At 47.0% G+C, this 19830-nt stretch carries 17 protein-coding genes, 1 tRNA gene and 1 pseudogene; 5 read left to right on the forward strand and 14 right to left on the reverse strand.

What is annotated here, in order from left to right:
• Positions 1–109 precede the first annotated feature (109 nt).
• From GCU39_RS32030 to GCU39_RS16975, 4 genes are all read left to right on the forward strand, one after another.
• Positions 110–2047 (forward strand): hypothetical protein, encoded by a 1938-nt coding sequence (locus GCU39_RS32030; protein ID WP_227793242.1) that lies wholly within the window; start codon positions 110–112, stop codon positions 2045–2047.
• Between the two features lie 81 nt (positions 2048–2128).
• Positions 2129–2341 carry a hypothetical protein gene (locus GCU39_RS16965; RefSeq protein WP_152394599.1) on the forward strand — a complete coding sequence of 71 codons (213 nt, stop codon included), beginning with the start codon at positions 2129–2131 and terminating at the stop codon, positions 2339–2341.
• Positions 2342–3163: 822 nt separating this feature from the next.
• Positions 3164–3715, forward strand: coding sequence for a PadR family transcriptional regulator (locus GCU39_RS16970; RefSeq protein WP_152394600.1), 552 nt, complete (start codon positions 3164–3166; stop codon positions 3713–3715).
• Positions 3716–3724: 9 nt separating this feature from the next.
• Entirely contained in the window at positions 3725–4705 is a 981-nt protein-coding gene (locus GCU39_RS16975) for a BtrH N-terminal domain-containing protein (RefSeq protein ID WP_152394601.1), read from the forward strand.
• A 329-nt stretch (positions 4706–5034) separates the two neighbouring features.
• Here the strand turns inward: GCU39_RS16975 and GCU39_RS16980 are convergent, their stop codons facing one another.
• From GCU39_RS16980 to nrdR, 5 genes and pseudogenes are all read right to left on the reverse strand, one after another.
• Positions 5035–6876, reverse strand: coding sequence for an alpha/beta fold hydrolase (locus GCU39_RS16980; RefSeq protein WP_227793243.1), 1842 nt, complete (start codon positions 6874–6876; stop codon positions 5035–5037).
• Between the two features lie 70 nt (positions 6877–6946).
• Positions 6947–7366, reverse strand: a complete 420-nt coding sequence (locus GCU39_RS16985; RefSeq protein ID WP_265333559.1) for a TetR family transcriptional regulator C-terminal domain-containing protein — start codon at positions 7364–7366, stop codon at positions 6947–6949.
• A gap of 48 nt (positions 7367–7414) precedes the next feature.
• Positions 7415–7603, reverse strand: a pseudogene (locus GCU39_RS32395) (hypothetical protein); the annotation flags it as partial.
• Between the two features lie 343 nt (positions 7604–7946).
• Positions 7947–8022, reverse strand: a tRNA-Ala gene (locus GCU39_RS16990).
• 181 nt (positions 8023–8203) lie between these two features.
• Positions 8204–8671: a transcriptional regulator NrdR gene (nrdR, locus tag GCU39_RS16995; protein ID WP_152394603.1), complete on the reverse strand. Its 468-nt coding sequence runs from the start codon at positions 8669–8671 to the stop codon at positions 8204–8206.
• A 114-nt stretch (positions 8672–8785) separates the two neighbouring features.
• Between nrdR and GCU39_RS17000 the strand changes: the two genes are divergently transcribed.
• Complete coding sequence (locus GCU39_RS17000) at positions 8786–9004, forward strand: alpha/beta-type small acid-soluble spore protein (RefSeq protein WP_152394604.1); 219 nt, start codon at positions 8786–8788, stop codon at positions 9002–9004.
• 250 nt (positions 9005–9254) lie between these two features.
• Here GCU39_RS17000 and GCU39_RS17005 read toward each other — a convergent pair whose 3' ends face one another.
• From GCU39_RS17005 to GCU39_RS17045, 9 genes are all read right to left on the reverse strand, one after another.
• Positions 9255–9827, reverse strand: coding sequence for a lytic transglycosylase domain-containing protein (locus GCU39_RS17005; RefSeq protein ID WP_152394605.1), 573 nt, complete (start codon positions 9825–9827; stop codon positions 9255–9257).
• Complete coding sequence (coaE, locus tag GCU39_RS17010; RefSeq protein WP_152394606.1) at positions 9824–10426, reverse strand: dephospho-CoA kinase; 603 nt, start codon at positions 10424–10426, stop codon at positions 9824–9826. The genes GCU39_RS17005 and coaE overlap by 4 nt, the downstream gene beginning before the upstream one ends.
• 50 nt (positions 10427–10476) lie before the next feature.
• Positions 10477–11169 (reverse strand): sporulation membrane protein YtaF, encoded by a 693-nt coding sequence (gene ytaF / locus GCU39_RS17015; protein WP_152394607.1) that lies wholly within the window; start codon positions 11167–11169, stop codon positions 10477–10479.
• 103 nt (positions 11170–11272) lie between these two features.
• Complete coding sequence (gene mutM, locus GCU39_RS17020; protein WP_152394608.1) at positions 11273–12112, reverse strand: DNA-formamidopyrimidine glycosylase; 840 nt, start codon at positions 12110–12112, stop codon at positions 11273–11275.
• A gap of 54 nt (positions 12113–12166) precedes the next feature.
• On the reverse strand, positions 12167–14830 hold the full coding sequence (polA, locus tag GCU39_RS17025) for a DNA polymerase I (RefSeq protein WP_152394609.1): 2664 nt from the start codon (positions 14828–14830) through the stop codon (positions 12167–12169).
• 611 nt (positions 14831–15441) lie between these two features.
• The gene (gene pstA / locus GCU39_RS17030) at positions 15442–16323 is read right to left on the reverse strand and encodes a phosphate ABC transporter permease PstA (protein WP_152394610.1); all 882 of its coding nucleotides are present in this window, start codon (positions 16321–16323) and stop codon (positions 15442–15444) included.
• Positions 16320–17270 (reverse strand): phosphate ABC transporter permease subunit PstC, encoded by a 951-nt coding sequence (gene pstC, locus GCU39_RS17035; protein WP_152394611.1) that lies wholly within the window; start codon positions 17268–17270, stop codon positions 16320–16322. Before pstC ends, pstA begins: the two co-directional genes overlap by 4 nt.
• A gap of 73 nt (positions 17271–17343) precedes the next feature.
• Positions 17344–18204, reverse strand: coding sequence for a phosphate ABC transporter substrate-binding protein (locus GCU39_RS17040; RefSeq protein ID WP_152394612.1), 861 nt, complete (start codon positions 18202–18204; stop codon positions 17344–17346).
• Between the two features lie 33 nt (positions 18205–18237).
• Entirely contained in the window at positions 18238–19665 is a 1428-nt protein-coding gene (locus GCU39_RS17045; protein ID WP_152394613.1) for a TolB family protein, read from the reverse strand.
• Positions 19666–19830: the final 165 nt, after the last annotated feature.

Genomic DNA, 19830 nt, shown 5'->3' on the forward strand with positions numbered 1-19830 from the left:
TAGAAGTTCACATATCGTAACGAGTATATAGCCTTCGAAATCATGAGAAATTGGCGTAAAGAAACTCGGTTTTCATAGAATCCCGCAGTAAATTGGAGGTTAGGTAAAAATGTCAAACGAGAGCAATCCTGATAAACAATTCAAGGAAGCAATAAAGCTCCATCAAGATGGGGTTGAAGGAGACAAACAGGCAGCGAGAAGAGCGAATGAGGAGCTTTTAAAGCTCCGTGAGTCCCAGCCTCATAATGCGCTTATTGAAGCCTATTACGGTAGTACATTAGCCCTCTTATCACGCGATTCCGTTAAGCTTGTTGAGAAAGAAGAAAAAGCACTAGAGAGTCTGGAGGCATTGAATCAAGCAGTAACATTGGATCCGAACGAAAAAGAAGTTCGCTTTTTACGCGGAAGCGTCTGCCTGCATCTGCCCGAGTCTTTTTTCTATTCTTCGAAAACAGCGATCGAGGACTTCATGTTCCTCCTTGACCGATATCAACAAGATTCAAATTACCTTACCCAAAAACAAGTCAGAGAAGTACTTCAAAAGCTGAGTAAAGCCTACCAAAATATCGGAAATCAGGATAAGGCGAATGAAGTCTTACAGCGTCTTGCCTTCACAGACTTGAATGAGAGTTCAACATCAAGCGATGATCATACGAACTCATTGACCGAAAATAACCTATATTCCCCGTCTGACCCGTTCAATGACAGACTCACCCTAGCTATCCAACTTTATATAGATGGCGCAGCTGGGAATGTAACTGCTGTTCAAGAAGCACATCGGTTTTTAGAACAGCTACGTGTCGATTATCCAGATCATCCTCTTGTTGATGCTTACTATGGCAGCACAATGATATTGATTGCAAGAGATAAAACGAAGGGTTCTGAGAAATTGAAATGGTCAACTAATGGATTAAAAGTACTCGACAATGCGGTATCCGCCGATCCACACAACAGTACGATCCGACTGCTTCGCGGCAAGTCCTCTTACAATCTCCCAGAGGAATATTTCCAACGGGCGAAGACGGTGATTGAAGACTTTACCTTCCTCCTTAATACACAATCTGACACGCTAGACACCGATGAGCAATTACAGCTCATCTATGAACTCGGTGAGGCTTACGCTAGGATAGGTCGGAACCAAGACGCTGCTGCGCATTTTAGAAGACTGGAGAATCAAACACAAAATTCGGCATGGCAACAGCTATCCAAGCAAAAACTGCAAGCGCTAGAAGGAAAACCAGCACTTGAAAGCATACCAAACTACAGTCCCATTTCCATATTAATTGAAGCTACTCGGACTGTAGGCAGCGCCCTCATTACCTGGGCAGATGATGAAAAGAAGAAAGAAATAGCCCAACAAAAAGCTGAAGAACGGGCTAAAGAAGAAGCGAAAGAAAAGGCTAAAGAACGTGCGAAAGAAAAAGCCAAAGAACCGGCGAAGCAAATGACCAATGATCTTGCGAGAGATAAAGCCAAAACACCAGCGAAGGACATGATCAATGATCTTGCGAGAGACAAAGTCAAAAAAACGGCGAAGCAAATGACCAATGATCTTGCGAGAGATAAAGTCAAAAAAACGGCGAAGGATATGACCAATGATCTTGCGAGAGATAAAGTCAAAAAACCAGCGAAGGACATGACCAATGATCTTGCGAGAGATAAAGTCAAAAAACCAGCGAAGGATATGACCAATGATCTTGCGAGAGATAAAGTCAAAAAACCAGCGAAGCAAATGACCAATGATCTTGCGAGAGATAAAGTCAAAAAAACGGCGAAGGATATGACACATGATCTTGCGAGAGATAAAGTCAAAAAAACGGCGAAAGATATGACCAATGATCTTGCGAGAGACAAAGTCAAAAAAACGGCGAAGCAAATGACCAATGATCTTGCGAGAGATAAAGTCAAAAAACCAGCGAAGCAAATGACCAATGATCTTGCGAGAGACAAAGTCAAAAAAACGGCGAAGCAAATGACCAATGATCTTGCGAGAGATAAAGTCAAAAAAACGGCGAAGCAAATGGCCTTAGAAAAGAAAGTGAAATGACCTGTAAGAAAGACAACTGGCGAATTCACATCAGTCTTTATCTCAGGGGGATTTCCGTATTTTCGGAAGGAGGTGAGAAAAATGTCTAAAGAACACAGCGAATTTGCCAATAGCTTCCTTGAATCTACATTAAAAAGCGGCGCTAACAACATCGGCAGACAACTTCTAGATGCAGTGAATGATGAAAACCAAACACCAGATGTTGTTTTAGGGAGAGTCGTAACTGCCCTTAAGAAGGGTGCCGTTGCAACTGGCCAAGAAGTGTTGCGAACTGCACTTAGTCAGCTTAAATAGTCAACTTGCAACACATGAATTTCCCCTATATTTCGCACAAATAGGCAGAGGTATTTCCTGATTAATTTGCCGCTGATAATCATTCGACGATGATAACCTTATGAGACGCCGTTTTCTTACCCCACAAAGTGACGGCTCGTTTCGGAGATTATTCCGATTACATTGCGGGGACCTCCTCATCGTTTCACTTCACTCCGTCCGCGCGGACTGAACCCCGGGGTTCGCCCCTAGCAATCCACCACAACAAAAACCACGTCCGAAGACGTGGTTCATATTCGTTATATGGTGGAGCCTAGGGGGATCGAACCCCTGTCTTTGTTTTCCAAATAAACTGCTTCATCCAAAACAATACACAGCAAGTCAGTAGGCCTCGACATTGCAACATATGCAACTCGTACTTGCTTTTCAACGTTTTCTTCGATGGTTGAATTTTATTCCCCAATCAAATATTTAATAATCCTTAAAAACAGGCGCTCCTGCTGGCTTCCGAAAAAACGAAATACCACCAAAAAATTCTTTAGTGTGACCAAACGTGAGACCATGTTCTTAAATCTTTCATTATTCATGCATAGAAAAAAGCCTTTAAACACTCGGAAACCCTTGTGTTTAAAGGCTTCTTTAAGTATGGAGCCTAGGGGCATCGAACCCCTGACCTCTTCGCTCCAACGAAACGCTCTCCAGCGGTCACCATAAATACAAGGCAGATCGAAAATATAGCGCCATACGAGCCTGTAATATTTATCTGGTAGTCTCGGTTATTGATCTTTTATTACACCAGTGTTATATTACACATATGAAATAAAAAATATAAGGAGGCCCCTAATGCACACAATTTCGAATGTCGAATTCATGCTCCTGCAAATGTTCGCGGAATGTCGCCAAGCTTCCGGGTACGATATCAAGAAGCTAGTCGATCAGCGAGGCTACAGAGAATGGGCTAATATCAGTACGACTTCGATCTATGTAGGACTGAAGAAGTTGAGCGATAAAGGATGGATCATACCCGAGGAATCCGACGGGAAATCCGGCAAGGGACCAATGCCGACCCTCTTTTCCCTCACCGAAGCTGGTATGGCCAATTTGAGAAATGAAATCCTTGACAGTCTGTCTTCAACAAGGGAACGCGACATCCGCTTCGATCTCGGTTTGGCTGCTTTGCCTCATATCGGGAAAGACGAGGCTATCATTGCTTTACGGAAACGGTTGGATTTCCTTGCTCAAATTTCGATGACAATTAACCAAAAGTACGAATCACAAGGCGGTGTCAGCATGCCGCTGAACGTAAGAGCGCTGTTCTTGCATCCGATAAGCTTAATCGAGAGCGAGCAAGCGTTCGTTGTCCGTCTAATAAATGAATTGATTGAAGGGAGATGAGAGGGTTATATGACAAAAATCATTGAAGATTTTGTTCCTTATCAAGGCGAACATTGCGAGACGACCGCCATCGGCAATTTACTGCAACATGCTGGGGTCCAACTATCTGAACCGATGCTGTTCGGACTCGGGCAAGGACTTGGATTCATATATTGGGACTCGAAGGGAATGGAATTTCCGTTTATCGGAGGAAGGATAAAACCGGACGCATTGACTGCCAACCTCGCCAACCGGCTTGATTTGACCGTCAAAATTCAAGAAACGTCGTCCGTCGAAAAGGCTTGGCAGAACGTACGGAATTGTATCGAACGCGGAATTCCGATTGGGCTGAAATTGGACTCTTATTACTTAGATTATTTTACGAACAAAGTGCATTTTGCCGGTCACTATGCGGTCCTATACGGCCTCAGTGATGAACACGCCTACATGGCGGACACTAGACAACAGGGCGGACAGGTGATTACGAGCTTGACGAGCTTGGCCGCTGCCAGAAACGCCAAGGGGCCCATGAGTTCCCGAAATCGTTCCGTTGCTCTCGAGCCAATCGACAAATTGCCTCCGCTCGTTCCTGCTATACGCGAATCTTTGACCAAGAATGCGTATGACTATCTGAACCCACCCATTCGCAATATTGGCCATAAAGGCATTGTAAAAATGAGCAAAGAAATCTTGAAGTGGCCTTCCCGTAGCAACAATATTGAACATGATTTATGTCTAACTGCGTTGCTGATGGAGAGGGCGGGCACCGGCGGTGCTTTGTTTCGGAATTTATATCGGGATTTTTTGAGAGAATGCGCAGATCTGTTGGAAGAGCGGAAAATCGAACAAGCCCACTCTTTGTTTTCGGAAATAGCTCCGATGTGGGTCAGTGTTTCTGCGTCGATCGACCGTGCGGGAAGAACAGGTGACTACCAAGAGCTATTGCGAGCGTCGAAGCTTTTACTTGAGATCGTGGATAAAGAACGCACAGCCATGGAATTATTGTTGTGAAACATTTCATTTGGAGAGTGAATCGCCGTTTTCTTACCCCACAAAGTGACGATTCGCTTTCGGAGCTTTTCCGATTACTTTGCGGGGACCCCTTACCATATTCGCTACGCTACCTGCACGCGGACGAACCTGGTTCTCACCCCAAGCAATCCACCACAACAAAGAAACCACGTCGTCCGAAGACGTGGTTCATGTTCGTTATATGGTGGAGCCTAGGGGGCTCGAACCCCTAACCTCATCGTTGCCAGCGATGACCTCTCCCGCATTGGTCGGTTTCACTGCCCCAAATTTCAATGGAATTTATACTTGGCCATCCGAAGAATATGCTTCTATGACAACTCAAGATCCAAAACTTGACGAAGCCACTCAGCCACCTGATGCGGAGCTTCCAAAGGGTATTGATGACCATAGGGGATGAAGGTTGTATCGATGTGCTTGAATTGTTCCGGAATATGATGCGCTGCATCCCGGTCACCCCAATGGATTCGTACTTTTTGGGCGTTCCATAATTCAGGTTTTAGCTGGAAAGACTGGACTTGCGTTAACGCTGACATGACCATTGCGTTGGTAGAACGAATGCGGGCCGACTGCAGATCATGAATGACGTAGTTCGAGTAGTGATCCAGTCGTTCGCTGTCCGCGATAAAGTCATTGGCTTTCAGCAGTGTTTTTCTGAACGCGGAGCGAGATATAAGTTTCATAATCGACCTGGTAACACCTGCATATTTATATTTGGCATGAATGGGATGCAGTACGGGCTGCAATAGCAAGAGTTGCCTGATCTGCTGCTCAATTCTTTCCATGACCTTAGCAGCGATAAGTCCGCCGAACGAATGACCAATCAAAATAACAGGGCGATTCAGCTCGTGAATCATTTCGATCACAGCCTCTACATAGCCGTCCATCAGAGAAGGATGATGATGACGCGGTGAATGACCGAATCCGGGAAGGTCCACCAGCCAAGTATTGACATCATTCAATTGTTTCGCTATTGGAACGAAACAATCGGCCCCGCTGAATGTTCCGTGCAGAAAAATAACCGGTGTACCGTGATTCTCTTTTTCCAACGAAATCAGTTTGGATCTTCTGCGTTGCACGAACCCTTCGTGGTGCTCGGATGAGGGGTGGCTTAACCGGAAATCAAGATCGGCGATTACGTAGGGAATCGTGGTCGGAACAACGGATGTCCGTACTCCGTTCTTGCGCTCAAGTTCAAACTTCGAGGTAACCGGGAATTCCGATTTCACGAGAAAATTCATCGATTCTTTGGGAATTCCCAATCGCTTGCCGATGCCAAGTCTTAATAAAGAATTCAACAAAGCAAGCGGAATGGTGCCGAAAGGCGGCGCCGCTCGCATCTCTATCGCAATTTGCCTGATCAATGAACGGATCGACGGACTATCCTGCTTGGGATCCAATAAAAAATACGTATTACTCGCAAGCTCCTTTGTTTGCACTAAGTTAACAATGAATGATGCGACATGATCAATATGTACCATCGGCAGCCAGTAGTCCTTGCCTCCTGGAACGAGTGGCATAAGATTCCTTCTCACAGCATCTACCAGTATACTAAGACCGCCAATCTGCTCCGTAATTCCCGAGTAAGAATGGCCGATGACGGTACTGGGATTAACCGTGGACAGCGGAATGCCTAACGGTTTTAGTGCTTTTCGTATATAGGAGTCCGCTTGAAATTTCATCTTCTCATACGGGGGAGCTTTCTCAAGAACGGCATCCAGATTGTGAATAGCATTTTGCTCGTTATATGGACTCATATAGCCAACAACATGAATGAATTGCTTCAATCCTTTCTTCATATGGATTTTTTCGGAAAGTTCGGCCAATTCGATGGCAGGATTAAGAAATGCTTGCTCTGCCTCAGTCTGGCTTAACTCAATATTCATGGGACCGCCCGCATGAACGATGATATCGGAATTTTGTATTCGTTTGTAATCGTTCGCGGATAGCCCTAATTTCGGTTTTGACAAATCTCCTATTACTGCAGTAACGTTTTGCGCCTCAAGCAAATGTAACCGCCCGAGGGTATGTCGAAAGCGATCAAGACTTCGCACGAGTACAATAATGTCGTGATGTTTGGATATTAACTCGGCAAGAATATGGCTACCGATATAACCCGTCCCGCCAGTCAGGAATATTTTCAATTGAATCATCTGCCTTTCGATTCATTTAATAGTACTGAATAGTGCTAGTCGGTGCAAAAAAAATGACTTAAGTAACTAATCACTTAAGCATCGAAGCAAAAGCTTGAATAAGATTCTGAGCTAGCATTGGATTGTTGGTGGCCTTGGTTAGGAATAGAGCTCCTTCGATGGAGGTGACAATCAATGCCGCTGTCTCATGGACGGGCAGATTTCGGCTCAATTCTTTCTTTTCTATGCCTTCTTCCAGCAGCTTCTCAACAACTTGTAGTTGTTTATCGAAGAATGCTTTTATTTTAGCTCTCGCTTCCGAAGAGGAATGGGAAGTCTGCGTATAAAGTGTCAGGAACGGACATCCACCAACATAATCGATTTGTTCATTATCCTCCGTGAGGATTCGAAATAATCGCTCCATTTTTGCAGGAATGGACATGTCTTGCGTCAAGGTACGGGATATTCGTTCTTCATACCGCAAGATCAATTGGTCGACAATTGCTAACAAAAGCTCCTCCTTACTTTTATAGTGGTAATAAATGTTGGTTTTTGAAACTTTGCTGAGGGCAACAATTTCGTCCATGCTTGTCACTTGAAACCCTTTTGTTAGAAATAAGGTCGATGCGGTCTGCAGGACGATATCTTTGTTTGAAATGCTTGATCTTTTGTTTGTCATATTACTACCATACAGTACTATAATATGTATGTCAAACCCTGGATGTGATCGGAAATGATGCTCGAACATGATGGGCTTCGCTCTTTCGCCAACATTGCCAAATCAAAAAACACGCCGGATTGGCGTGTTTGAAGTTTATGTATGGTGGGGCCAAGGGGGATGTTTCAATCTCTGATTGAACTTGCTGACGAAGCCTATTCGACGAGGACAACCTTAGCGGTAGATTGAAACGCCGTTTTCTTACCCCACAAAGTGACGATTCTCTTTGGAGCTTATTCCGATTACTTTGCGGGGACCCCATTATCATTTTCGCTACGCTACCTGCGCGCGGACGAACCTGGTTCTCCCCCCCATTGGGGCTTCCCACCATAAACAAAAAACCACGTACAGTGACGTGGTTAAATTTCGTTTATGGTGGAGCCTAGGGGGATCGAACCCCTGACCTCATCGCTGCCAGCGATGCGCTCTCCCAGCTGAGCTAAGGCCCCGTTTGCAGGAACAGCATAGCATAGAGCAAAAAACATTGTCAATACAGAAATTGGTACAGGTCTTTAGGCATGCAGATTTGTTCTTCGCACAAGACTAACCTTGTCCACTCTTAACGAGTAGCAACTCCTGACTATCCATACCATCTCTCATGTTCATGCAGGTACGCTATCCATAGCTTCACTATTCATCCATCGTATGCTTCGATAACAGTCCAGTCAGCTCTTTCATGAACATGTTGATGTCCTTGAATTGACGGTACACCGAAGCAAAACGTACATACGCCACCTCGTCCACCGGATAGAGCTGCTCCATTAGCAATTCACCGATTTCACGGCTCTCCACCTCAGGATTGGCTGTGTTCCGCAATGCCTTCTCGACTTCGGAGACGATCATCTCCAGACGCTCCATTGGCACAGGTCTTTTTTCGCATGCGCGAATGAGGCCGCGCAATACTTTGTCACGACTGAATTCTTCACGGTTACCTTCTTTTTTGATGACAATGAGTGGCGTCTCTTCGATCATTTCAAAAGTTGTGAACCGCCGACTGCAGCGCTCGCATTCCCGGCGCCGTCTGATGGATCTATTCTCGTTAGCAGGCCGTGAATCCAGCACCTTTGTCCCCGAATAATCGCAATGCGGACATTTCATAAATAAATTTCCTCCGTCTCAAATCAATTACTTTAATTTTCCATTCGTTGCCTGAATAACAATCATCGTTAAGCACATAATACAATTACCAACCGCAAGGAGGTGAATACAGAGATGAGCCAAAACCGTTCGAGCAACACACTTGTCGTTCCTCAAGCAACTGCTGCTCTTGACCAAATGAAATATGAAGTTGCTCAAGAGTTAGGCATCGCTATTCCACAAGATGGTTACTATGGCAACATGGTAACACGTGACACAGGTTCTATTGGTGGTTACATCACCAAACGCCTTGTAACGATCGCCGAGCAACAACTTGCCGGTCAACACAGATAATTAAACCTTTTAGAGAGAAGCGTTGGTCAGGCTGTGCATACAGCTTGTCCCACGCTTTTCTTGTATTAGAGGTTGTTCAACAAATCATCATTTGATCACGAGGTCATTCAAGATGATGTATATTCGACATCGAATCTTGCACTCACCTTCGAAGTCCGGTACTCATTTAGGTTTTGCCTAAACTCCGTTCCTCCTTCTTCAAGTTCCCGCAACCTTCTCGGTGCTGAAATGCCGACTTTTTGAACACGCACTATGACAATTCATTCTGATAAAGATCCTTATATTTATTATAATAATAAACGACACGCTGTACATAGTTTTTCGTTTCCCCGTAAGGGATCTTCTTGACGTTCTCGAATTTACCGTCCCATGTATCATTCTGCAGCCACTTCGCAACTACACTTGGCCCTGCGTTGTATGCGGCTAACGCGACGTATGTATTATTATCGAATTTGGTTAATAGCGACTTAATATACCATGCACCAATCTGAATATTTGGTTCGGCCTCATGTTTGACTTCATCCATCGTCACGGTGTCGAATTTGCCTTTCTCAATAACCCAACTTGCCGTATTCGGCATCACCTGCATGAGTCCGAGCGCACCCTTCCGCGATTCGCTGCTTAACTTATAATTACTCTCCACCCGAATAATCGCAGCGATGAGCAGTGGATCCACTTCGAACTTCTTGGCGTGCTTCACAATGACATCTTTATAATGAATAGGATAAATCCATCTCCCCATCCAGCTTGAGTTGAAGAACAACACGGTTACCAGTGCAATAAATAGAACGAGCAATACCCTCTTTTTTCGTAATAGCTTCATCCGATCCCCTTTCTGCGCAAGAATTGATCGATTTGTTCTATCGTCTGCTCGAGTCCATAGCGGTTATCGATGACAATGTCGGCTTTTTCCTTTTTGAGTTCAATATCTAGTTGCGCGTTCAGCCTTTTCACTGCTTGCTCTTCCATAATCTCATCCCGCTTCATCAGACGCTCAATCTGTAACTCCCGCGGTACATAGACGACCATAATCTCATCGAAAAAACCTTCGTATGCAGCTCCCGCTTCATATAAGAGGGGGATGTCTGCCACGACCAGCTTCTCCGGATGTTCCTGTTCATACTGATTCATCCGCTCACGAATGGTTGTCCGAATCGCAGGATGTGTAATGCTCTCGAGCACCTGACGCTCTGCCGGATTCGAGAAAATAATCTCACCAAGCCGTTTGCGATGAAGCGTTCCATCTGCCTGTAAAATATCTTGTCCAAAATGCGCAGCCACCTGCGCCAAAATCGGAGAAGATGGCTCCATGATCTCGCGCGCAATTTGATCTGCATCTATAAGTAAGGCACCCCGAGCAACAAGGAGCGACGAGACAGTACTCTTGCCCGTCGCAATTCCTCCGGTTAACCCAATATTCATATTTGTCACCTCAGAATATAGTACAATTCATTTGATGTGTAAAAGTGCTTCTAGAAAAATCGAAGAATTCCCATAATAATGAGCACCACACCTGGAATAAAGGACAATTTGCGCAACCATTGCAGCCCCGCGAACATAAGTCCTACCCGCGTCCCTAAATAAAGGAAACTTCCGCTCGCGAACGTAATGGAAATACAAGTCCATAGTGGCGAAAACCCGAGCAGTGCAGCTCCGAGCCCTGCGCCAAAAGCATCCAGCGACAATGCAACACCGAGCAATGCAGCTTCGGATGCTGAGATCACACCCGAACGGTCGACATCTGCCGCCGATGGGGTTCTCAGAATTTGAATCACAAGACCAAATGCACGAATTTCGAACGTGAACACGGTCTTCTTCACAGCCACATCTTGCACAGCTTCGCGGTCTTCAGACTCGTGATGAACCTGTTGCTCCTCATCATCATCACGATTTTTGGAACCGATAAGTTGAATCAACGCCCAACCACCAATGCCCATCAGAATGAGGGCACCGACCCATTTACTAATTTCAGGCGATACATAGTTCGCAATCCATACCCCGATGAGCATTGAGGTATAAATAATAATGCCTGAACAAGCGGAGATAATGACGATCGATAAGATTGGAATTCGTATTTTCCGCAAGCCGTAGGTCACCCCTACACCGAACCCATCCAGGCTCAACGCGCATGCGAGCAATACCAATGACAACAAATGCACAAGCATCCCATACCCTCCCGCCTGCAGCTCGATAAGTCACCGAATTGAAGGTGCAATTGTGCCGCAATGTCTTCCACATCATATGGGCGGGAAGAGGAATAAGTGCCTATTAATTTGCGAAGGAATCCGGTTGGCAGCGCGGACAATAATGCGTACCGCGACCCCCAACAATCGTCTTCACGACTGCCGTGCCGCAGGTGACGCAAGGCTCGTCTTTACGGCCATAGATCTTCAAATATTGCTGGAACATCCCCATCTCGCCTTGTCCATTAACATACGATTTGATGGATGAACCACCCGCATCAACTGCTTCTTGCAATGTTTCGATCACGGCATGATAGATGCGCTCAAGCTGTTCACTTGATAACGAATTAGCCTTCTGCTCGGGATGGATGCCGGCACGGAAAAGTGCCTCATCGACATAGATATTCCCAATCCCGACGACATATGCTTGATTCAGCAAGGTTGGCTTAATATGCGTCGCGCGTTTGCCGATCACGGCACGGAACTTCTCGAATGTAAACTGCTCATCGAGCGGTTCTAGACCGAGCTTGTTCAATGGCGCCATCTCGAATTCCTGGCCCGGGTCGAACAGATGCATCGTGCCGAATTGTCTGACATCCTTGTACCGCAGCTCTGTCTGATCCGTAAAATGGAAAATGACATGCGTATGCTTCTCCACAGGCTCGTCCGAACGATACAGTCCGTACCGTCCTTCCATTCTTAAATGAGATACGAGCACAAGCCCGTCTAATACCATGCGGAGGAACTTCCCTCTACGCTCGACCTGCTGGAACGTGTGCCCTTCCAGAAGATGCGCGAACTGCAGCACATCGTCTGGACGTTGTATGATGCGAGGGAGCGACACGGTGACCCGCTCGATTTGCTTCCCTACGATTAATTGATTTAATGTTCTTCTTACAGTCTCGACTTCCGGCAATTCCGGCATATGACTTCACCTCATCCTCCATTATACCGAATTGTGAGACCCATTTCTTATGGATTATTTTGCTTCATACCAGTTCGCACCGAAGCTAACGTCCGCTTGCAGTGGCACATCCAGCTTAAGCGCGCCTGCCATCACTTCCGGTACAAGCTTTTTCATGATCTCAAGCTCATCCTCTGGTACCTCGAACACCAATTCATCGTGTACCTGAAGCAGCATGCGGCTCTTGAGGTTCTCATCCTCAAGGCGTTTTGCCATCTGCACCATGGCTAGTTTAATAATATCGGCTGCCGTTCCTTGGATTGGCGTGTTCATCGCTGTTCGTTCTGCAAAAGAACGAAGGTTGAAATTCGATGCCGTAATCTCCGGTAAATACCGTCTGCGTTCCAAGAGCGTCGTGACATAACCGTCCTGACGTGCTTGCTTCACGATATCGTCCATATATTTGCGCACCCCTTGGAACACAGCAAAATACTGCTCAATGAACTGCGCTGCATCACGGCGGGTAATGTGCAAGTTCTGCGACAAGCCGTAGTCGCTAATACCGTAGACGATACCGAAGTTGACCGCCTTCGCTTGACGACGCATATTCGCATCCACCGCTTCGGCAGGTACGCCGAAGACGTCCATTGCTGTTTTCGTATGAATGTCCATATTGTTCACGAACGCTTCGATTAATTTCTCGTCTTGTGAGATATGCGCGAGTACCCGCAGCTCAATCTGGGAGTAGTCCGCTGCGAGAATTGACCAGCCTGATTCAGACGGCACGAATACTTTGCGGATTTTGCGTCCTTCCGCTAGGCGAATCGGGATATTCTGCAGGTTCGGGAACTGGCTGCTCAGACGCCCTGTCGCAGCGATTGTCTGACGATAGTACGTATGCACTTTCCCTGTCTCGCTGCGCACCTCTTTGAGCAGTCCTTCCACGTACGTGGATTGCAGCTTCGCAATCTGGCGATAATGCAAGATTTGCTTCACGATGTCATGATAAGGCTCCAGCTTCTCCAGCACTTCAGCGTCTGTGGAGTAGCCTGTCTTCGTCTTCTTCATGACCGGCAAGCCTAATTTGTCGAACAGAATATCACCCAGCTGCTTCGTCGAGTTGATGTTGAACTCCATTCCCGCAAGGCGGTAGATGTCCGCAGCAAGTTGATTAATGATCGTCTCAAATTCCACCCCAAGATCCCGCAAATCTTCCACGTTCACGGAAATGCCCTGCTTCTCCATATCGGCGAGCACTTTAGATAACGGAAGCTCCAGATCGTAGTACAGCATGTGCATCTCGTTCTTCTCGAGCGCTTCTTGTTGTTTCACCATTATCTGTTGAACCGCCATCGCTTTACGGCCCAAATGCTCAGCGAGTGTTGCAAGATCAGGCAATTTGAACTTTGCGCCTTTGCCGTAGACATCTTCATCACGCTTGACCGACGGCAGTTCATACTTGGACGCCAAATAATCCACCGTCTGATTCGAATCCGTCGGATCGAGAATGTATGCTGCGAGCTGAACATCAAACGCCGCGCCTTCAAAAGCAACTCCTTGCCAATGCAGCGCAAGATCCGTCTTGTGCAGATCATATCCACGCTTCGGAATTGCCCCATCAGAGATCCAAGCACGAAGCGGTGCCGACTCTTCTGCTTTCAATTGTGCGTAAGGTACATAATAGCTCGTATCCGCTGTCCGGAAAACGACACCGATCACATCCGATTGGTGCGGGTTCTCGCCGATTGACTCGGTATGGAACACTTCCACGTTGAATAGGTCGGCGATGAGCTGTGGGAGCGTGTCCGAATCCACGATGACAAGTTGGAGCGGTGCAGCTGCCACGGATTCCATGCCCTCTAACGCTTCGCCGGACTCGTCTAAGGCAGCAATGCGTTCGATTAATGATTTGAACTCCATTTTGCGGAAGAAAGGAAGAGCCTGCGCAGCTGGAATACCGTTAAACTTCAAATCCTCCCACGTCTGGGTAAGCGGAACCTCGCGGAAAATCGTCGCCAGCTCCTTGCTCATCCGAGCCGAGTCAGCATGCGTCTCGACGTTTTCCTTGATCTTGCCTTTGAGCTCACCTGAGCTGGCAATGACATTCTCCACCGTGCCATACTGATGGAGAAGCTTGAGTGCCGTCTTCTCGCCAACACCTGGAATGCCTGGAATGTTGTCCGATGCGTCACCCATGAGCCCTTTCAGATCAATGATCTGATTCGGCGTTAAGCCGTATTTCTCTTTGATTTCCGCAGGGTCATACGCTTCAATCTCGGTTACGCCTTTACGTGTAACGGCGATTGTCACGTGATCTGATGCGAGCTGCAGCATGTCTTTGTCTCCAGAGATGACGATGACTTGCTTCTGCTGCTCGTCCGCGAGGCGCGTCAAGGTCCCGATAATATCGTCGGCCTCATAGCCGCTCAGCTCGAAATGGGTAATGCCGCACGCCGTTAGCAGCTCGCGGAGCAATGGGAATTGCTCAGACAGCTCCGAAGGTGTCTTCGCACGTCCGCCTTTATAGTCCTCGTACCCGGCATGACGAAAGGTCACTTTGCCGGCGTCGAACGCCACCATCAGGTGGGTTGGTTTCTCTTCTTCAATTAACCGCAGCAGCATCGTCGTGAAGCCGTATACCGCGTTTGTATGTAATCCGCTGGAATTGGTTAATGGCGGCATCGCATAGAAGGCGCGATTCGCGATACTGTTTCCATCAATCACAATCAGTTTGTCCATTGTACACCCCTAATTTAAGCGTTAAATGAATTTGTACGTTGAAAATAATGCTGTGCGCTCGAGGCTCGCTCCGCGTCTGAATCGTTCTTCCGATGACAAAGGCGAACGCTATCGCTTCTCCAGTACGATTTCAGCCGCTCCGCTTACATGCGACGGATTATGTGATTATGTGAATATGCTGTCCGGTGGAGTGTATGGTTAACTGCTTTTTGGCAGTTATTTCGCGCTGCACGAGCCAGAGTCAGCTAATTAACTGCCTTTTGACAGTTAATTTCGCACTCCACGGGCCAGAGTCAGCTATTTAACTGCTTTTTGGCAGTTATTTCGCACTCTGCACGCTAGAACCAGCTAATTAACTGCTTTTTTGCAGTTATTTTCGCACTCCGCAAGCCAAAGTCAGCAATTTAACTGCCTTTTGGCAGTTATTTCGCGCTCAGCACGCTTAAAGCAGCTTTTTTCAACGTCAAAAGACACATACGCCTATTCTTCCCTCCATTTTACCATAAGGAAGTGGTAGTTAAAAATGCAAAGAAAGCTTCCCCGCACGTTGTCCCCATCGGACTCGTCAAGAAGCTCTCATTAAGCGATATATAGCGCGCCGACATGCTGTCTTAGCGCTTTAATTTGCGATTGTTGAACCACAGTGGAATACGGAAGACCATATTGATCAGCAAAACGACGAATACAAGCACCGCCGCGGACTTGTCTGCAATTTGACGCGCATCTTCGACGATCGCTTCAGACTGTACGTACCAGAGATGAACCGCAAGCGTCTCGCCTGGCGCGAATAGACTGAAATCCCACATTTCGCCCGACGTGCTTAGTCCCGCCGTTAGAATGATAACCGCCGATTCACCGAATGCGCGGCCCGCCACCAGACATACCCCTGTCACGATCGCATTCAAAGCCACAGGCAATACGACCGTACGGATACATTGGAATCGCGTCGTACCTAATGCATAAGATGCGTTCCGAAGTTCATTCGGTACCGCACGAATCGCTTCTTCTGTCACGCGAGTCAGCATCGGCAAGTTCAAGAAAGCTAAGCTGATCGAACCGCCAAGAATTGTGAGGCCAATACCGAAATACTCTGCGAAGATCGCGAGTCCCAGCATCCCGAATACAATCGAAGGAACAGAGGATAGTGCTTCTACACAAATCCGCAGACCTTCCGTAAATTTGTTCGCTGGCGCATATTCCGCCATATATATTCCTGCGCCGACCCCGATCGGAATCGAAATGATTAACGACAGAATAAGCACATAGAACGAGTTGAACAACATCGGGCCGATCCCGCCGCCCGCTTCAATCTCATCCGGCAAATCAACCAAGAACTTCGGTGTGATCTCCGGCAATCCTTTATGCATAATCGTATAGAGCAACCAGAAGATCAGAAGAATGATCAACAAGCCAATAGCCCAGAAGCCCCCTGTCGCCATCCGATCCATGAAGCGCGCACGCATATTTCGTTTTGTCGCTGTGAATCCACTCATGCTTGTGCACCGCCTTTGGCCCGTAGGAATCGAATCACGAGAATAAGAATCATAGATATCGCTAGAAGGAGGAACGCCATCATATGAAGCGCATAGTTCCACGTCGACTCGAACTCGACATTCGAGATCTGCATCACGATGTTACTCGTCAATACCGAAGCCGGTGTGAACAGCGTCTTCGCAATCTGCGCCGTATTCCCGATCACCATCACGACAGCCATCGTCTCCCCAATGGCACGTGTCATCCCTAGGATCACCGCCGTCATAATGCCTCGGCTTGCCGCAGGAACGACCACTTTGAGGATCACTTGCAATCTTGTCGAACCAAGCGCATAAGCCGCTTCGCGATATTTCTTCGGCACCGCCGTAATCGCATCGTCACTGATCCGACTGATCGTCGGTAAGATCATAAGCGAAAGGACAAGCGCCGCAGCGAGCATACCGTCCGCTAGATCTTCCCCCGTCCACTCGCGCAGAAGCGGAATGAGCACCGTAAGACCCAAGTACCCGTATACAATGGAAGGAATCCCTACAAGCAGATCAAGTACCGGACGAATAAAGCTGCGGAACCATGCTGGCGCAATCTCAGCATTGAAGATCGCAATCGCGATCGAGATCGGCACCGAAATAATCAGCGTCAGTCCTGTCAACGTAATCGTATTCACGATAAAGGCAGCTGCCCCATAGTGCTCTTCTTCCGGCGTCCAGTCGAACGAGAGGAAGAACTCCTTGAAGGATACCGTCTCAAAGGTTAAGAAGCCTGTTTTGGCAATAAAGACAATGACGAGTGCCAGGACAAGACAGAGGGCAAGGATACTGAAGAGAAAATAGCTCTGAAACAGCTTATTCGTAAATCGTACGCGAGCTGCTCGATTGAACTTCGACTTCGTCGTAACACTGCCGAGAATCGATGTCTGTGATGCCTGTTCAGAAATAGGCGTTTGCATAAGGTTCCTCCCATAAAGCAACCAGCCCGATTCCTCTCAGGCTGGCCGCTAGGTTGTTCATGAATTCATGGAATTATTTCATTGCAGATAGTGGAATGAATTTCATTTTCTTTGCCGTTGTTGTTTGGAACTTTTTGTTCTGGATGTACTCGATGAATGCTTTTACTTCGCCAGTTGGTTGACCTTTTGTCATGTAGTAGCCATAGGACCAAATTTTATATTTGCCGTTGATTACATTGTCAGCCGTTGCTTCAACACCATTGTATTTCACAGCTTTGATATCGCCGCTCACATACACCAAGTCGATGTAACCGATCGAGTTCGGCGTTGTTGCTACAGCTGTCTTCATATCACCGCTGGATCCAACTTCTTTATAGTTCTTGCTCTTCTTCACGATATCGCCGCCGCCAAGCGCTTTGGCTTGATAGTTAACGCGAGTACCGGAACCGAATGCACGTGTGATGACGACGATATCCTCATCTGCACCGCCAACGTCTTTCCAGTTCGTGATTTTGCCGGAGAAGATTCCTTTCAATTGATCCGTTGTCAGGTTATCTACACCAACGTTTTTGTTAACAACCGTTGCGAACGGAATAACCGCTACTTTGTTCGCCACTTGGCCTTCAAAAGCTTTGAACCCTGGAACATCTGTGCTTGCATCCCAGTCACAAGCGCCGATATCCGCGATGCCTTTTTTAACCGCTTGAGGTCCTGTTACGGAACCTTTACCGGATGCTGCGAAGGAAACCTTCGGATGAAGCTTCTGGAATTCTTTTGCCGCTTGCAGCGTAAGTGGAAGAAGGGCTGTGGAACCGTTAATTGTAATTTTGCCTTTCAATGTGTCGCCTGCCGCTGCTGCGGATCCTGCGAATGCCGATGTAATAACGAACATGGTAGCTAATGTAAGCACCGTGAATTTTTTGAACACGTTCATGTGTAAATTCTCCTCTCGAGATTCAGGTTTGGATTATTTCGTTAATGTTGTGGATTGACCGTTCTGTACAAGAACCACTTTGCCGTCTGCGATCAATGCGATGGTGGAACCGTCAGCCGATACAGTGATTTCCGTTACTTCTGCTTTGATCTTGAATAGCTCCTTACGCTCGCCTTGCGCCGATACTTGAGCGATCGTCACGCCAGCAGCATCTTCTGTAGCTACGACTAACGCATCCTGCGTCGTAACCGCATTCCAGATCACGTTCTTATCCGCGATTAAGTCTGTTAAGTTTTTGCCATCAGCAGAGATAGCTTTCAGCACATCATTTTCTACTTTGCCTTCTGGGTCAGCACTGATATAGACAACGCGGCCATCGTTCAAGACGTTCGCGAACAATTTGTTATCAAGCGCCTTCGTCAATTGAACCGGCTTCGCATCTTTCTTCGTCAGATCGAATACGAACAACTGGGAGCCTGCTTTGGAGTAGTCGATTTTGAGCGACTCTTCCGTGCTGTCTTTATCGCTGTCCGCAACGCCTGTTACGTTCACCGTGTATACCAATTTCGTTCCGTCTGCCGATACATGAGGCTCAGCTTTGTTCTCCACTTTATCAGATAGGATTGATTTCACCGAGGAGCTCTCCAACTCGATCACACCGATTTTTTCTTGCTTATCGCCTTGAGCGAAGTATACTTTTTTGCTGTCTGCCGACCAGACCAAGTCTACCTTCACAGAGTTGTCGCTGCTCCATACGCGGGATGTGCCTGTATGTAGATTCACGAGAACGAGTTGTGCCCCTGCGTCAGCGTACACGCCGTATTTTCCGTCTGGCGATACAACCAATGCTGCAGCTTCATCAACTTTGGATAGAATCTCGTTCCTGTTGTTCGCCGCACGTAATTGATAGATTTCAGTCGTATCTGCATCATCTTTATTCACGATCACAGCATTGTTGGCGAGACGAGGTGCGGAGAAAATCCCTTCAAGAACTTTCACGCTCTTCACTTCTGCGCCTTCGATTTCTCCACCAAGTGCTTCCACGATCGCAGGCATTTCAACATACAAGACACCTTGAATCGTCTGTGGAGCCGTCGCGAACTGCTCTTCTTTGCCATTCGCTAAGAACGTTGTGCTCGAGGAAATCTCAGCCGTATGGAATTCATTCAACAATGTTGCTCCGTTTCCGCTTACGATGTAGCTTGCACCAAGTGCATTGGCTAGATCAGCTGCGGAGTACAGCACTTGAGCGCCGGATTTGATCGATTTTACGACCGACTTCATGCCGTCCACGGATAATGTTGCGTTCACAACCGGATTCGCTAGCACGTTACGCGCTTCGACATTGGCTGTTCCTTGCGCTGTATTCTTCTGAACTGGTGCTGCGCTTGCAGCGGATGTTGTCACAACAGCAGTGACGAGTGCAGATGCAATGACCTTACCCAACATGTTCTTTTTCATGGATTTCTTTTCACCCATTCTTTTCGGATTATGTAGCGGATTTGAACTTCTGATGTTATTTTCACATGGGATTGTTAAAAGACTTCGCAGGAATTGTTCGCCAGATATTAATATTCGGTGAAGGAATTGTAAAAGAAATTGTAAATTTTATGAAAATGAATCATG

The sequence above is a fragment of the Paenibacillus guangzhouensis genome (assembly GCF_009363075.1).
GTDB lineage: Bacteria > Bacillota > Bacilli > Paenibacillales > Paenibacillaceae > Paenibacillus_K > Paenibacillus_K guangzhouensis.

Excerpts from the sequence above, each read along its gene's own strand:
- coaE (WP_152394606.1), bottom strand. The coding sequence starts at position 10,426 with ATGAATATTGGGTTAACCGGAGGAATTGCGACGGGCAAGAGTACTGTC.
- GCU39_RS17000 (WP_152394604.1), top strand. The coding sequence starts at position 8,786 with ATGAGCCAAAACCGTTCGAGCAACACACTTGTCGTTCCTCAAGCAACT.
- ytaF (WP_152394607.1), bottom strand. The coding sequence starts at position 11,169 with ATGCTTGTGCATTTGTTGTCATTGGTATTGCTCGCATGCGCGTTGAGC.
- polA (WP_152394609.1), bottom strand. The coding sequence starts at position 14,830 with ATGGACAAACTGATTGTGATTGATGGAAACAGTATCGCGAATCGCGCC.
- pstA (WP_152394610.1), bottom strand. The coding sequence starts at position 16,323 with ATGAGTGGATTCACAGCGACAAAACGAAATATGCGTGCGCGCTTCATG.
- nrdR (WP_152394603.1), bottom strand. The coding sequence starts at position 8,671 with ATGAAATGTCCGCATTGCGATTATTCGGGGACAAAGGTGCTGGATTCA.
- GCU39_RS32030 (WP_227793242.1), top strand. The coding sequence starts at position 110 with ATGTCAAACGAGAGCAATCCTGATAAACAATTCAAGGAAGCAATAAAG.
- GCU39_RS16980 (WP_227793243.1), bottom strand. The coding sequence starts at position 6,876 with ATGATTCAATTGAAAATATTCCTGACTGGCGGGACGGGTTATATCGGT.
- GCU39_RS16975 (WP_152394601.1), top strand. The coding sequence starts at position 3,725 with ATGACAAAAATCATTGAAGATTTTGTTCCTTATCAAGGCGAACATTGC.
- GCU39_RS16970 (WP_152394600.1), top strand. The coding sequence starts at position 3,164 with ATGCACACAATTTCGAATGTCGAATTCATGCTCCTGCAAATGTTCGCG.
- pstC (WP_152394611.1), bottom strand. The coding sequence starts at position 17,270 with ATGCAAACGCCTATTTCTGAACAGGCATCACAGACATCGATTCTCGGC.
- GCU39_RS16965 (WP_152394599.1), top strand. The coding sequence starts at position 2,129 with ATGTCTAAAGAACACAGCGAATTTGCCAATAGCTTCCTTGAATCTACA.
- mutM (WP_152394608.1), bottom strand. The coding sequence starts at position 12,112 with ATGCCGGAATTGCCGGAAGTCGAGACTGTAAGAAGAACATTAAATCAA.
- GCU39_RS17045 (WP_152394613.1), bottom strand. The coding sequence starts at position 19,665 with ATGAAAAAGAACATGTTGGGTAAGGTCATTGCATCTGCACTCGTCACT.
- GCU39_RS17040 (WP_152394612.1), bottom strand. The coding sequence starts at position 18,204 with ATGAACGTGTTCAAAAAATTCACGGTGCTTACATTAGCTACCATGTTC.
- GCU39_RS17005 (WP_152394605.1), bottom strand. The coding sequence starts at position 9,827 with ATGAAGCTATTACGAAAAAAGAGGGTATTGCTCGTTCTATTTATTGCA.